Origin of the sequence: Halomonas sp. Mc5H-6 (assembly GCF_024124705.1) — a bacterium.
GTDB lineage: Bacteria > Pseudomonadota > Gammaproteobacteria > Pseudomonadales > Halomonadaceae > Vreelandella > Vreelandella subterranea.
The window spans coordinates 524,782-537,799 of sequence record NZ_JAMXSI010000001.1; the positions used below are offsets into that span (position 1 = coordinate 524,782).

At 55.9% G+C, this 13,018-nt stretch carries 12 protein-coding genes and 1 tRNA gene; 7 read left to right on the top strand and 6 right to left on the bottom strand.

The features are described 5' to 3' along the window. Window positions 1-39: 39 nt before the first annotated feature. The 5 genes from NH395_RS18350 (at window position 40) to NH395_RS02460 (ending at window position 2,734) form a co-directional block, all read left to right on the top strand. Window positions 40-525, top strand: a complete 486-nt coding sequence (locus tag NH395_RS18350) for a pilin (RefSeq protein WP_290443658.1) — start codon at window positions 40-42, stop codon at window positions 523-525. 79 nt (window positions 526-604) lie between these two features. Next, window positions 605-1,102, top strand: coding sequence for a pilin (locus NH395_RS02445; RefSeq protein WP_290443659.1), 498 nt, complete (start codon window positions 605-607; stop codon window positions 1,100-1,102). A 131-nt stretch (window positions 1,103-1,233) separates the two neighbouring features. Next, window positions 1,234-1,686 carry an anti-virulence regulator CigR family protein gene (locus NH395_RS02450; protein ID WP_366064984.1) on the top strand — a complete coding sequence of 151 codons (453 nt, stop codon included), beginning with the start codon at window positions 1,234-1,236 and terminating at the stop codon, window positions 1,684-1,686. A 25-nt stretch (window positions 1,687-1,711) separates the two neighbouring features. Beyond that, window positions 1,712-2,530: an inositol monophosphatase family protein gene (locus NH395_RS02455; protein ID WP_253022162.1), complete on the top strand. Its 819-nt coding sequence runs from the start codon at window positions 1,712-1,714 to the stop codon at window positions 2,528-2,530. 127 nt (window positions 2,531-2,657) lie between these two features. Further along, window positions 2,658-2,734: transfer RNA gene (locus NH395_RS02460), tRNA-Pro, on the top strand. 155 nt (window positions 2,735-2,889) lie between these two features. Here the strand turns inward: NH395_RS02460 and NH395_RS02465 are convergent. From NH395_RS02465 to ppnN, 4 genes are all read right to left on the bottom strand, one after another. After that, window positions 2,890-3,417, bottom strand: coding sequence for an HPP family protein (locus NH395_RS02465; protein WP_253022164.1), 528 nt, complete (start codon window positions 3,415-3,417; stop codon window positions 2,890-2,892). A gap of 144 nt (window positions 3,418-3,561) precedes the next feature. After that, window positions 3,562-4,869 (bottom strand): MFS transporter, encoded by a 1,308-nt coding sequence (locus NH395_RS02470; RefSeq protein WP_253022166.1) that lies wholly within the window; start codon window positions 4,867-4,869, stop codon window positions 3,562-3,564. A gap of 212 nt (window positions 4,870-5,081) precedes the next feature. Continuing rightward, window positions 5,082-5,282: a hypothetical protein gene (locus NH395_RS02475; protein ID WP_066320472.1), complete on the bottom strand. Its 201-nt coding sequence runs from the start codon at window positions 5,280-5,282 to the stop codon at window positions 5,082-5,084. A 71-nt stretch (window positions 5,283-5,353) separates the two neighbouring features. Continuing rightward, on the bottom strand, window positions 5,354-6,736 hold the full coding sequence (gene ppnN, locus NH395_RS02480) for a nucleotide 5'-monophosphate nucleosidase PpnN (RefSeq protein ID WP_066320473.1): 1,383 nt from the start codon (window positions 6,734-6,736) through the stop codon (window positions 5,354-5,356). 128 nt (window positions 6,737-6,864) lie between these two features. Here ppnN and NH395_RS02485 point away from each other — a divergent pair, with 128 nt between their 5' ends. Further along, window positions 6,865-7,755 carry a LysR family transcriptional regulator gene (locus NH395_RS02485; protein ID WP_092828636.1) on the top strand — a complete coding sequence of 297 codons (891 nt, stop codon included), beginning with the start codon at window positions 6,865-6,867 and terminating at the stop codon, window positions 7,753-7,755. A gap of 53 nt (window positions 7,756-7,808) precedes the next feature. On the opposite strand, the gene gcvP is transcribed toward NH395_RS02485, so the two are convergent. After that, window positions 7,809-10,706 (bottom strand): aminomethyl-transferring glycine dehydrogenase, encoded by a 2,898-nt coding sequence (gene gcvP, locus NH395_RS02490; protein ID WP_253022168.1) that lies wholly within the window; start codon window positions 10,704-10,706, stop codon window positions 7,809-7,811. Between the two features lie 70 nt (window positions 10,707-10,776). Beyond that, window positions 10,777-11,163 (bottom strand): glycine cleavage system protein GcvH, encoded by a 387-nt coding sequence (gene gcvH / locus NH395_RS02495; protein WP_066320476.1) that lies wholly within the window; start codon window positions 11,161-11,163, stop codon window positions 10,777-10,779. Between the two features lie 409 nt (window positions 11,164-11,572). Between gcvH and NH395_RS02500 the strand changes: the two genes are divergently transcribed. After that, on the top strand, window positions 11,573-12,961 hold the full coding sequence (locus NH395_RS02500; RefSeq protein ID WP_066320478.1) for a sodium:alanine symporter family protein: 1,389 nt from the start codon (window positions 11,573-11,575) through the stop codon (window positions 12,959-12,961). Window positions 12,962-13,018 lie beyond the last annotated feature (57 nt).

Here is a 13,018-nt window from a genome sequence, read left to right on the forward strand (position 1 = left end):
GCGGTAACGCTGGGTAGCATTCCCCAAGGAGACGTCTCCATGCAGCAATCTGCAGAACCGGCAATTCGCAACAAGAAGCAGGGCGGTTTCACCCTGATCGAGCTAATGATTGTGGTGGCGATTATCGGCGTACTGGCGTCCATCGCCGTACCGCAGTATCAGAACTACACCGCCCGCGCTCAGGCCAGCGAGGGACTGTCGGTTACCGCCGGGGTTCGTGCGGATATTGCAGAGCAGTACTCATTACGTGGATCAATGCCTACTGCTGCGCAGCTTGGTATTGGCGATGATGAGACTCTAGATATTGCTGGCCGCTACGTATCCAGCGTTGACTATGACTCTCCAGATATTGAAGTCACTTTTTCCAGTGAAAGCGCACTTAATGGAGCGGTAATGGAAGTTACACCTATCGCTGATAGTGGTGACGATGGAGCTGCTAATCCCGGCAATGGCTGGACATGTTCTTGGGAAGATGGCAGCGATGCTCAAGATAATTGGTTACCTGCCGGCTGTCGCGAAGATTGAATTAAAAGCAAGCTAATTGATGGGGCCTTTTGGGGCCCCATTTAGATAGTAATGACCCAGTATTCTTCGAGGGATTGAAATGAAGGGAATCCAGCAAGGCTTTACGCTGATCGAGCTGATGATTGTCGTGGCCATCATCGGTGTTTTGGCCTCCATCGCCATTCCGCAATACCAGAACTACACTGCTCGCGCCCAGGTGTCCGAGGCTTTTAATCTGGCGTCCGCCTATAAAACGACCATGAGTGAGTTTTACGCGGTGAAAGGCCGCTTCCCTGATAGCAATGATGAAGCTGGTTTGCCTGAAGATGTGGATAGAAGCGGTAACGGCGGAGAAAGCAGCGACGATAGCTATGTAGCTTACATCGGCATTTGGCCCGGCGAAGAGAACTATGCGGCTCGTGTTGTCATGGAAATGAGCGATAATGCCAACAGCGCCATTGCGGGTAAATGGGTGGTGATGGAATCAGAAGCGACAGGTGGTTCTATTCAGTGGTCTTGCCGCACGACTACCGGCGCAGGTAATGCGCTTGACGAAAAATATTTGCCGGGTTCCTGCCGTGATCAGAAAGAACTTTAACCCCCAAGAGAGATATCAGTTGTAATAGCGTTTTCAGCATTTTAAATGTCTGTAATATGCTTGTTATTTACTCAATATCTGCGCATTGGCTAACTACACTGTAAGTACCAAACCCAGATGTGGAGCTTACAGTGAATCTTTTCAAAATTGCGGTTCCAAGCGCACTCATAGCACTTATGCTCAGCAGTGCCACCTTAGCTCAACCCGACCATGCCCCGGCGCATGGCGCTCGCGATAACTCACATCACCAGGGGCAGGCACCAAAGCGTGAGCATCGGTCTTACGATGACCGCGCCGAACGAAATTATCGCGATGACCCGCCACGTATTGAAGAACGGCTGATCCAGCGTCTGCTACGCGAATATGGCGCGCCCAGGGCCGAGGCGCTTCCACCGGGTATAGAGCGCAATCTGGCCCGTGGGAAGCCACTTCCGCCAGGCATCGCCAAGCGGTTTGATGGACCGATTGCCAACGAACTGCCTCGTTATCCCGGTTATGAGTGGCAGCGTGTGGGGGCTGATGTGGTGTTGATCGATGCGGCCACCCGCGTGGTTGTCGATATTCTGGTGGATGCGCTACGCTAGGGCCTTGCCATTAACGGAGCTGCTAATGCCTGCCTACACCCTCAAAGAGCGCCTGGACATCGTCCGTACGATTGCCGAACAGGCGGGGCAAATGATTCGTCATGCACGCCAGGAGCAATCCTTTGGTCGGCATTACAAGGCGGGCGATGAGTTGGTGACGGACGCCGACGTCGCGGTTGATCGCTTTATAAGTGATCAATTGGCATCGCATTTTCCTGGCGAGACCCGTTTAAGCGAAGAGCTCTCTCCTGATCAGGCATTCAGCGAAAGTACCTCCCAGCTATGGGTCGTCGACCCGATTGACGGCACGGTCAACTTTGCCCAGGGGCTTCGCCATGTGGCGGTCTCGATCGGCTGGATGGAAAACGGTGTGGCAAAGATGGGTGTTGTCCACGCGCCGTTTTTGGAAGAAACCTTCACTGCTGCTGAGGGCGCTGGGGCCTTTTGCAATGACCAGCCCATCCGGCCAAGCGGAGCCCACGAACTGGCGCGCAGTCTTGTGGCAACCGGGTTTCCCTACCAGCGAGAGGCCCGGGAAGCTCTCTTGCCTCGCCTGGCTGCCGTATTGGCCAACTGCCGCGATATACGTCGTAACGGCGCGGCTGCTCTGGATATTTGCGATGTTGCCTGTGGGCGGCTGGATGCTTATTACGAGAGCGTCTCGCCTTGGGATTTCGTCGCCGGTTGGGTCATTGCCCGCGAGGCAGGTGCCAGTGTGGGGCATCTTTACGATGTGCCAGCTGACGTGCCCGAAGATTTATACTCCAAGCATTTGCTTGTGAGTACGCCCGCCGTTCACTCTGCGATGGTCAGATTACTACGCGATGCCGATAGTGCCGCATAGGCTGAAACGATGAATCGGTATGATAGACAAGCACTTGAAAAGAAAGCGCAAAAAGAGCTTTTCATTTGCCCGCTAAACCGCTAGTATACGCACCGTCTTGAGGCAAGAAATTAACGCCTCAATCAATCGGAGCGTGGCGCAGCTTGGTAGCGCGTTGCAATGGGGTTGCAAAGGTCGCAGGTTCGAATCCTGTCGCTCCGACCAAAGAAATTATCAAAAACGGCCACTCAGCTAATACAGCGTGTGGCCGTTTTTTTATGCCTCCTTCAGGAGGGTGAGGGGCTTGATCGTCCAAAGCCCTGCGCTTTTGCTATCCATCCAATTCGCTTTTTTAATTCCGTATCAGGCTAAATATAACTTTACCAGTAGTGCGGGTAGCGCCGGTGACGGGCAAGGTTGTTAACCGTAATGGCGACTGAAAGCATAATGATGCAACCAGCCCCAATAGGGAAAATCGGATATAGCCAGCCTAACTGATGGACGTTTTCGCCACCCGCAACCGCCGTCAAAGCCGCGGCGGCACCCGGTGGGTGAACCGTATGGGTCAGTTGCATGACAAAAATCGATAGCGACACGGCCAGTGCCATGGCAATAGGGGAGGTGCCAAGCCATTGGTAACAAACAACGCCCACTAACGCAGACAGCATGCTGCCAAAGAGTACGTGGCTTGGCTGTGCAAAGGGGCTTTCAGGCGCTGCATAGATGAGTACTGAGGTGGCGCCAAAAGACCCTACAATGAGCAGTTCTTTTGAGAGCCACCCTGCGCTTAACCAGCAAATCAACGCCATACCGCTGAAGGCACCGAGCCAGGACCAGAAAGCGTCTTTCCAGCCTACAAAAGAACGCTGGACAGTCTCTCCGCGCATCTTGCTTAAATAAGTCTTCATTCCACGCCCGTATGCACCAAATGAGCGCGAATGATTGCAAAATGCACCGTGATAAAGCAAGTGAATAGTAGTAATGCATTAATGCAAGCGGTTCAAGACGCTTAAGCCAGTCTGAATGCAATTGAGGTATCTCAGCGACCTGGCTTAGCGCTGTTCCTGGTGAGACGTTTCCTCTTCTTCCTCCCCGACCGGTTCAATAGGATTGCCATCCTCGTCCAGGAATTGGTGATCGTACGCCGCTTGAAGGCCTGTCTCTTCAGCTTCAACTTCCTGGGGTTGCTCGTCATCGTCGGTCAGGTAGTCGATATGGCCTGGATAGAGGGGGGAGAGTACCGAGACAAGAATACCGATCACGCAGAATATGGAAAAAGCGTCAGCATAGCCGAATTCGCCGACCAGCATACCGACCACCGGTGAGCCCGCGGCCTGCCCCAGCGCGCAGGCCATGAAAGGTAACACCGGGCCCATGGATGGACGTCCGGGCAACAGGCGGATGCCGGTCATCAGGTATAAACCTGTCAGGCTCATGTAGGCGAGACCGAATACCAATGCGGAAAACATCGCCAGGGCTAACTGGTCGGGGCTGGCGGCGAGGAGCACCAGGCTTGCCGCCAGCATCATCAGCATTAACGCCTGGGTAATGGGCGGGTTGTTGCGATCGGCAACATCGCTCACCACCGCACCTCCTAGACCGGCAATACCAGCGGCGAACCACAGCCAGCCGGTGAAGGCGGGGGGGAGTCCGCCCAGCCTGACCACCAGATCCGGTGCGAAGATCCAGTACGGGGCAGAGACAAATCCCATCGCGAACGCAAACAGAGAAAGCCGGACAAGGCGCGACCACTGCTGTCGCGTCACCGGGGGAGGTGGCGCGGCGTTGGCGGGAATCACCCGTGAGACCGAGGGGATAAAAAACCAGGCGGCCACGACTCCGATGCCTGCCAGTATGGCAAAAGACGTATAAGTAAAACGCCAGGCATCTGCCAGAAATACGACGGTCGGTACCGCCACGATGATGCCGATACTGGTTCCTGCGTTCATGATGGAACTGACGCGGCCGTGCATCGAACGGCTGACCAATACCTGCATGGCGGAGGTCAGTGCTGGCATCATCAACCCGGTGCAGACACCGCAGGTAAACACACCAATTCCCAACGATAGAGCGTCAGAAGACCGGCTGATCAGGGCCAGACCGCCAACACCAAAACACCCTGAGAGGACTGCCAGGTTGCGTGCCCCGAGACGGTCGGCCGCAAGTGGCGCCACCATGGTGGCAAGCACGAAACTGACAAAGGGCAATGCGCCGATAATGCCGACGACATAGGCTGACAGATCCAGTTCATTGCTGATGGAGGGTACAAACAAGCCAAACGCGAAGCGTGCGAGCCCGTAACTGATGGCCACCAGGGCAGCGCCAAAGAAGGCAAACCCCATGTTGGACAAGGTCTTCATATGGCCACCCCACTGTTGCGTTTGGCTTGAATGTCGTACGGGTGTCGTCATTCTCTCAATGACACCTACCAGGAGCAATGTAATTGGATCTATTTCATCGCAAGTGATGAGACTATTAATCCAGTAGCATCATGAAGATGCCTACAAAAACGCCGCCGGAAGTCATGGTCCGGCGGCGTTTTGTATGGATTGGCAGTCAGGTTGCTGACGGGTTAGCTGGGTGCCTGGTGGTCGGCGAGGGCGGCGGTTACTGCTTCTTCCCACTGTCCTGCGCTAATCCCCCAATGCTTCATTTCTGTCTGGTCAGGCCTGCCTTTAGCGGCATCCTCCAGCTCATCCCGGGAATGTCTTTCAAAGCAATGTTTGGCAAATGCCTTGGTTTTTCCGTCACTCAACTGATTGATCATGTCCATGGTGAGTTACTCTCCTTGATAAAGCGTTAAACGCGTCCCGTGTGGTCGTTCAGTTTTTTTTGCCCTTATGATCATGTCAGTACATAACATGGGGTGTAGGCCTGTCCATCAAGTTTCATGCGGCCCTGTGCCACAAATGAACTCAGCAGCTCATCCAGACGACGCATTAGTTCAGGCTCGGCATTGAGCACATAGGGCCCATGGGCCTCAATGGCGCGGATGCCCTGCTCTTTGACGTTGCCCGCGACAATGCCCGAGAACGCCCGGCGCAGGTTGGCGGCCAGCTCATGGGTCGGCTGCTGGCGGTGAAGCGCCAAGGCTCGCATGGCATCGTGAGTGGGGTCAAAAGGTGCCTGGAAGTCGCGGGCAACCGTCAGGCGCCAGTTATAGTAGAAGGCATCCTGATGAGTGCGCCTGAACTCGGTAACCTCATCGACACTCTGGCGCATCAGCCGGGCAACCGCGACGGGATCGCCGGTAATAATGGTATAAAAACGCCGGATGTCCTCGCCCAGCGTGTAGACCAGAAACTCATCGATCTTTTCAAAGTAGGCCGTTGAATCGGCCGGGCCGGTCAATATGAGCGGAAATGGCATATCCTGATTCGAGGGGTGTAGCAGAATGCCCAGCAAGTAGAGGATTTCTTCCGCGGTGCCCACGCCGCCAGGAAAGACGATGATGCCGTGACCCAGGCGCACGAACGCTTCAAGGCGCTTTTCGATATCGGGCATGACAACGAGTTCATTGACGATCGGGTTAGGCGCCTCGGCGGCGATGATGCCCGGCTCAGAAATCCCCAGATAGCGGCCGTCGCGGCGACGCTGCTTGGCGTGGGCGACGTTGGCACCTTTCATCGGGCCTTTCATGGCGCCTGGGCCGCAGCCTGTGCAAATGTCCAGATCACGCAGGCCAAGGTGGTAGCCCACGTCCTTGGTGTACTCGTACTCTTCCCGGGAAATGGAGTGACCGCCCCAGCACACCACCAGGCTGGGGTCTCGGCCGGGTATGAGCGTGCCCGCCTTACGCAGAATATGAAACACCGCGTTGGTGGTGCCCTCGGCAGTGGTCAGGTCGAAACGGTCATGGCGCTGGATTTCATTGTAGATATACACAATGTCGCGGATGACCGATGAAAGGTGTTCCCGAATACCGCGAATCATGCGCCCATCCACAAAGGCTTCGGCAGGCGCATTGGTCAGTTTTAAACGGATGCCCCGATCCTGCTGAAGCACTTCGATTTCAAAGTCTTTATAGGCTTCCAGAATTGCCAGGCTATCGTCGGTCGGGCTGCCGCAGTTAAGCACGGCCAGGGCGCAGCGCCTCAGCAAATCATGCAAGCCACTCTTTGACGTGCGATGCAGTCGGTTGACTTCGTGTTGGGAGAGGACTTCAAGGCTTCCCTCCGGCGATATAATGCTGGAAATGGTGTCGCGCGATTGAGCGTTTGGGGTCATTAGTGTTGCTGTTCCTGACGGTGTGGAGTCTTAACGCATACTATCATGCTCCCTGAATGGGTACACCGACATCGCCCGACGAGCAGTGTGCTATGATAGGCACCATTGCTAACCCGATGATGCTCAACATGTTTAATGCGCAATACTTTCGAACCTATATCACTTTAGTGGAAACGGGCAGTTTTACACGTACCGCGCAGCGACTGGATATGACGCAGCCCGGAGTGAGCCAGCATATTCGCAAGTTGGAGCGTTATTTAAATAAAACCTTGTTGGAGCGGCGCGGTCGAGGTTTTACGTTAACCGAGTCGGGGCGTCGGGCTTACGACTATGCGCTGAAGCTGTTTGCTGAGCATGAGCAGTTTCGTCATGCGCTGGACGACGATTTGCTGGATAGCGGCGAATGCCGGATAGCGTCACCGGGAAGCGTGGGGCTGATGTTCTATCCGTACATTCTGGGTCAGCAGCAACGACACCCCAGCTTGACCGTCAGCTATAGCTTTGCCTTCAATCACGAGATCGTCAATGACCTCCTGGAGGGGCGCTATGACATCGGGATCGTGACCGATACGGTCAATCATCCCGACCTGGAGTGCCACGTATGGCACCAGGAGCCGCTGTGTCTGGTGGTACCGGCAGACTTTGTCGAGGGGACGCTTGCGGATCTGATGGGAATTGGTTTTCTCAACTATTACGACGGCATCAACCACGCCAATGCGTTGTTGCGTGCCAACTTTCCGGATGAGTTTCGCTCGATGACGCATTTCCGTCACCAGGGCTTCACCAATGAGGTCAGCATGGTGCTCGATGCTGTCGCCCGGGGGCTGGGGTTTACGGTGGTATCGCGTCTGGTACTCGAGACCTCGCCCTGGCAACGCCAGGTGAAGGCACTCAACCTGCCCAATACGGTGAATGAAGTGCTGTATTTACTGCGTCGTCGGGATTCCGTGTTGCCCAAGCGCTATGAAAAGCTGCTTGACGGCTTTCATCAGGAGCGGATGCAGGAAATAACGCCTTGAGGCTCTTTACAGGCGTCGGCCTCAAGGCGCTTGGCTGCTGATTGAGCTGGCCGTTATGCGTCGCGGTACTCGTCGATGGTCGGGCAAGAACAAATCAACTGACGGTCACCAAAGACGTTATCCACGCGATTGACGGCTGGCCAGTATTTCGATGCCTTGACGGCGGCGGTAGGGAAGGCCCCCAGTTCGCGGTCGTAAGGACGCTGCCACTCGGTGTCAATGATATCCGCCTGCGTATGCGGCGCATTGACCAGCGGGTTGTTATCCAGCGGCCACTCCCCCTGCTCGACACGCGTAATCTCCTCCCGAATGGCAATCATTGCATCACAGAAACGGTCAATTTCATACAATGATTCCGACTCGGTTGGCTCGATCATCAGCGTGCCAGGCACGGGGAACGACATGGTGGGCGCATGGAAACCGTAATCCATCAGGCGTTTGGCGATATCTTCTTCGCTTATGCCTGAGGCCGCCTTGAGCGGGCGAATGTCGATGATGCACTCGTGGGCCACTGTACCGTTCTGGCCGCGATAGAGAATCGGGTAGGCCGTTTCAAGCCGTTTGGCAATATAGTTGGCATTGAGAATGGCCAGCTCGGTGGCTTCGCGCAGCCCCCGCGCGCCCATCATTTTAATGTAGGCCCAGGAAATCGGCAGGATGGAAGCACTGCCAAACGCCGCGGCGGATACCGCGCCGCACTCTGGATTGACACCGTTAATGGGCGTGACCACGTGGTTGGACACGTAGGGCGCCAGGTGGGCTTTGACGCCGATAGGCCCCATGCCTGGGCCGCCGCCGCCGTGGGGGATGCAGAACGTTTTATGCAGATTCAGGTGCGACACGTCGCCGCCAAAATCCCCGGGGCGGGTTAACCCCACCTGGGCGTTCATGTTGGCGCCGTCGATATATACCTGGCCACCATTGTCGTGAACGATCTGGCAGGCTTCGCGCACGCTGGTTTCAAAAACGCCGTGGGTCGACGGATAAGTGAGCATGATGGCGGAGAGCTGATCCCGGTGCTTTTCTGCCTTGCTGCGCAGGTCATCCAGGTCAATGTTGCCGTTGGCGTCGCACTCGACCACCACCACTTGCATTTGCACCATGGCCGCAGACGCCGGGTTGGTGCCGTGGGCCGAGCTTGGGATCAAGCAGACATTGCGGTGGCCTTCGCCCTGGGCATTCTGGTAACGCCTGATGGCCGCCAGCCCGGCGTATTCACCCTGGGCGCCCGAGTTAGGCTGTATGGAAATATGCTCATAGCCGGTTACCTCAACCAGGAAGTCGGCCAGTTCGTCGATCATCTGGTGGTAGCCAGCCGCCTGCTCGCGGGGGGCGAAAGGGTGAATATGGGCAAACGCCGGCCAGGAAACCGGAATCATCTCGCTGGTGGCGTTGAGTTTCATGGTGCACGAGCCGAGGGGGATCATCGCATGGGCAAGCGATAAATCCTTATTTTCCAATCGCTTCAGATAGCGCAGCATCTCGGTTTCGCTGCGATAGCGCTTAAAGGTAGGGTGGATCAGAAAATCGCTTTCTCGCTGGTAGGCGCGGGGAATGCCGGAAACACGGTCCGTGACAATCTGCTCGTCAAGAGCGGCGACAGAGAGTCCGTGCTCATCACCCAGCAGCACGTCGAACAGCAGGGCCACGTCGTGGGCCGTGGTGGTTTCATCCAGGCTGATGCCCACATCGCCGTTGGCAAAATAATGCAGGTTGATGTCGTGGGTCATCGCGCGACCATGGATCTTGCCTGCATCCACCTGGGTCAGGCGCAGCGTATCGAACCAGGTGTCATGTGTCAGCCGGATACCTGCCTGCTGAAGGCCGTGGGCGAGCACTGTTGTCAAGCGATGCACGCGGCCGGCAATTTTGCGCAGCCCGTCGGCACCGTGGTAAGTGGCGTAAAAACCGGCAATGTTGGCCAGTAGCGCCTGGGCAGTACAGATGTTGGACGTGGCTTTTTCGCGGCGAATATGCTGCTCACGGGTTTGCATGGCCATGCGTAGCGCCGTTTGGCCACGGCTGTCCTTGGAGACGCCAATAATCCGCCCGGGAATGGATCGCTTGAGTTTGTCTGATGTGGCAAAAAAGGCGGCGTGAGGCCCACCGAAGCCCATGGGTACACCAAAGCGCTGGGAGTTACCCACCACGATATCGGCACCCAGAGCACCCGGTTCTTTGAGCAGAACCAGGCTCAGCAGATCAGTGGCGACACAGGTCATGATTGAATGTTTTTCGGCGGAGCTGATCAACGACGCCAGGTCGCTAATGTCGCCGTTGGCCGTGGGGTACTGGAACAAGGCCCCAAAAACGTCATGCTCGGCGACAGATGACGCCGGTCCGACGATGAGTTCAAACCCAAAAAAATCGGCGCGGGTTTTGACCACGTCCAGGGTTTGGACAAACACATCGTCAGCAACAAAAAAGGCATTGGACTTGTTTTTCTTGTTGGCGCGCTTGCACAACGCCATGGCTTCAGCCGCCGCGGTTGCTTCATCCAGCAGGGAGGCGTTGGCAAGCTCCATGCCGGTTAAATCCATGACCACCTGCTGGAAGTTCAGCAGGCCCTCCAGGCGCCCCTGGGATATTTCCGGCTGGTAAGGCGTATAGGCCGTATACCAGCCCGGGTTTTCCAGTACGTTGCGCTGAATCACCGCGGGCATGTGGGTCCCATAGTAGCCCTGGCCAATATAACTTTTGGCGACCCGGTTCTGACGTGCCAGCTGGCTCAGGTAATCGAGGGCTTCGGCTTCGCTTCTGGGATCGTCGAGCGACAGCTCGCGGCCGAGGCGAATATCGCCAGGGACAGTTTGCTCGATCAGGTCTTCCATGCGCTGCATGTCGAGCGCTTTTAGCATGGTGGAGACGTCGTCGGCGTCAGGGCCATTATGACGTTTGATAAAAGCATCGTGGTCAGCCAGTTCGGCTAATCGGCGAGTTTCAAAAGGCATGGAGAGAATTCCGAACGTGATGAGAAAACCGGGCAGGGGGCTGCGCCTGCCAATGGGCAGGCGTTATTGATCAGTCGTCGCTCAAGGTCGCTTGATAAGCGTCTGCATCCATGAGCTCGTCAAGGTTTTCATCGCTTAAACGCACCTTCATGATCCAGCCGCCTTCATAAGGGGCATCATTGACCGTTTCGGGGGCATCTTCCAGCGCTTCATTGACCTCGATGACTTCACCATCGACGGGCGAATAAAGGTCGGAAGCGGCTTTGACCGACTCAATGACACCAAACTCATCACCCTTGGTCAGCGTGGTGCCAACATCGGGCAGTTCGACGAACACGACATCACCGAGCGCGGCTTGAGCATGGTCGGTAATGCCGATGGTGACCGTACCGTCTTGATGATCAAGCACCCACTCGTGGCTCTCAGCGTAACGAAGGTTGGCAGGAAGGTTGCTCATGGTGATTCCCTATACGAAACGGATGTGGAGCCGCCATCTTAGCGCTTGTTGTTCACCTTGGCGATGGGCGCTGTGCACGGCGAGCGTTTAGCGACGCATGGTAACGTGTTTCCAATAGGAAACAAGTTCCCCGATGCCGCTTTATGACGACCCCCCTACCTAAAACGTCAATGGCGATTACGTGGTGATGAATTGCCAATTTAGCGATATTTGCTATGTAAACTCGACAATGCCATGGCAAGTGACCAAAGTTATGGTGTAAAACATGGCGATCTTACGTCGGGTGCCGCCAGCGATCGGCTCGTGACACCAGAACGTTTGATGGCCAGAATCAAGCGACGCGTCGCCAAGCGTCACATCTGGTCTACATCGAATAAATCAAACCATGAAAAGGGTAAGGAGGTAGCAGGTGGAAACATTAAACAGTCTCTTCGGAGCCATTAACGGGGTGGTATGGGGCCCGTTGATGCTCATCTTGCTGCTAGGTGTGGGTATCTACCTCCAGCTTGGCCTGAAACTGATGCCCATCAGGAAGCTGGGTATCGGCTTCAAGCTCATGTGGCAGGGGCGGGAAGCCAAGGGCGAAAGTGCTGAAAAAGATGGCGAAATTTCTCCCTTTAACGCGCTGATGACGTCGTTATCGGCGACCATCGGTACCGGTAATATCGCCGGGGTGGCCACCGCGATTGCGTTAGGTGGGCCGGGCGCGGTGTTCTGGATGTGGATCACGGCGCTGGTGGGGATGGCCACAAAATTTGCCGAGGCCCTGTTGGCGGTCCGTTTTCGTGAAACCGACAGCACTGGCTACCATGTTGGCGGACCGATGTTCTATATCAAGAACGGTCTCGGCAAGAAGTGGATGTGGCTTGGCGTACTGTTCGCGTTCTTCGGGGCTGTTGCGGCCTTCGGTATCGGTAACACGGTTCAGTCCAATTCGGTCGCGGATGCCATGGATGCCACCTTTGGCGTGCCGACATGGTTGACCGGTGTGGTGATCATGGTGCTGGCTGGTGCGGTCATTCTCGGCGGCATCAAGCGGATTGCCAAGGTCGCCGGCAAGCTGGTGCCGGTCATGGGCATTGCCTACATCGTCGCGGGTATTCTCGTGCTGATTATTAATGCTGGCCAGATCGGTGAAGCCTTCAGCCTGATTTTCTACTACGCCTTCAACCCCGTTGCGGCTGCGGGTGGTTTTGCTGGCGCGGCGGTCATGGCAGCGATTCGCTTTGGTGTGGCTCGGGGGATTTTCTCCAACGAGGCAGGCTTGGGTAGTGCGCCAATTGCCCATGCGGCGGCACAGACCAAGAACCCGGTCCGCCAGGGTCTGATTGCCATGCTGGGCACCTTCATCGATACCATTGTGGTGTGTACCATCACAGCGCTGGTGATCCTGACCTCAACCGTATGGATCGATGGTGAAGAAGGGGCGTCGCTGACGGCACTTTCCTTCGATGCGGCGTTACCCGGGTTCGGCAATCAGATTGTTGCCGTTGCACTGGCGGTATTTGCCTTTACCACCATCCTTGGCTGGTCGTTTTACGGTGAAAAATGCTTCCAGTTCCTGTTCGGTACGCGCTCTATCATGTTGTATCGGGTACTCTTCGTTCTGGCGATTCCGCTTGGTGCCATGGCACAGCTTGGTTTCATCTGGCTGATGGCAGATACCTTCAACGCCATGATGGCAATTCCCAACCTGATTGCACTGGCACTGCTGTCGCCTGTCGTGTTTAAACTGACCAAAGACTATTTCGATGGCAAAGACGTCTTGCCAGGGGAAGCGTTAGACCACGACAACTAATCGTTGCCAGGCGCTCGTGCGCCTTTGCAATGCTTATGAAGAGTCGGGAAGGCACTC

Bases quoted from the DNA above. Each gene is read 5' to 3' on its own strand.
- NH395_RS18350 (WP_290443658.1), top strand. From the start codon at position 40: ATGCAGCAATCTGCAGAACCGGCAATTCGCAACAAGAAGCAGGGCGGT.
- NH395_RS02445 (WP_290443659.1), top strand. From the start codon at position 605: ATGAAGGGAATCCAGCAAGGCTTTACGCTGATCGAGCTGATGATTGTC.
- NH395_RS02455 (WP_253022162.1), top strand. From the start codon at position 1,712: ATGCCTGCCTACACCCTCAAAGAGCGCCTGGACATCGTCCGTACGATT.
- NH395_RS02465 (WP_253022164.1), bottom strand. From the start codon at position 3,417: ATGAAGACTTATTTAAGCAAGATGCGCGGAGAGACTGTCCAGCGTTCT.
- NH395_RS02470 (WP_253022166.1), bottom strand. From the start codon at position 4,869: ATGAAGACCTTGTCCAACATGGGGTTTGCCTTCTTTGGCGCTGCCCTG.
- NH395_RS02475 (WP_066320472.1), bottom strand. From the start codon at position 5,282: ATGGACATGATCAATCAGTTGAGTGACGGAAAAACCAAGGCATTTGCC.
- ppnN (WP_066320473.1), bottom strand. From the start codon at position 6,736: ATGACCCCAAACGCTCAATCGCGCGACACCATTTCCAGCATTATATCG.
- NH395_RS02485 (WP_092828636.1), top strand. From the start codon at position 6,865: ATGTTTAATGCGCAATACTTTCGAACCTATATCACTTTAGTGGAAACG.
- gcvP (WP_253022168.1), bottom strand. From the start codon at position 10,706: ATGCCTTTTGAAACTCGCCGATTAGCCGAACTGGCTGACCACGATGCT.
- gcvH (WP_066320476.1), bottom strand. From the start codon at position 11,163: ATGAGCAACCTTCCTGCCAACCTTCGTTACGCTGAGAGCCACGAGTGG.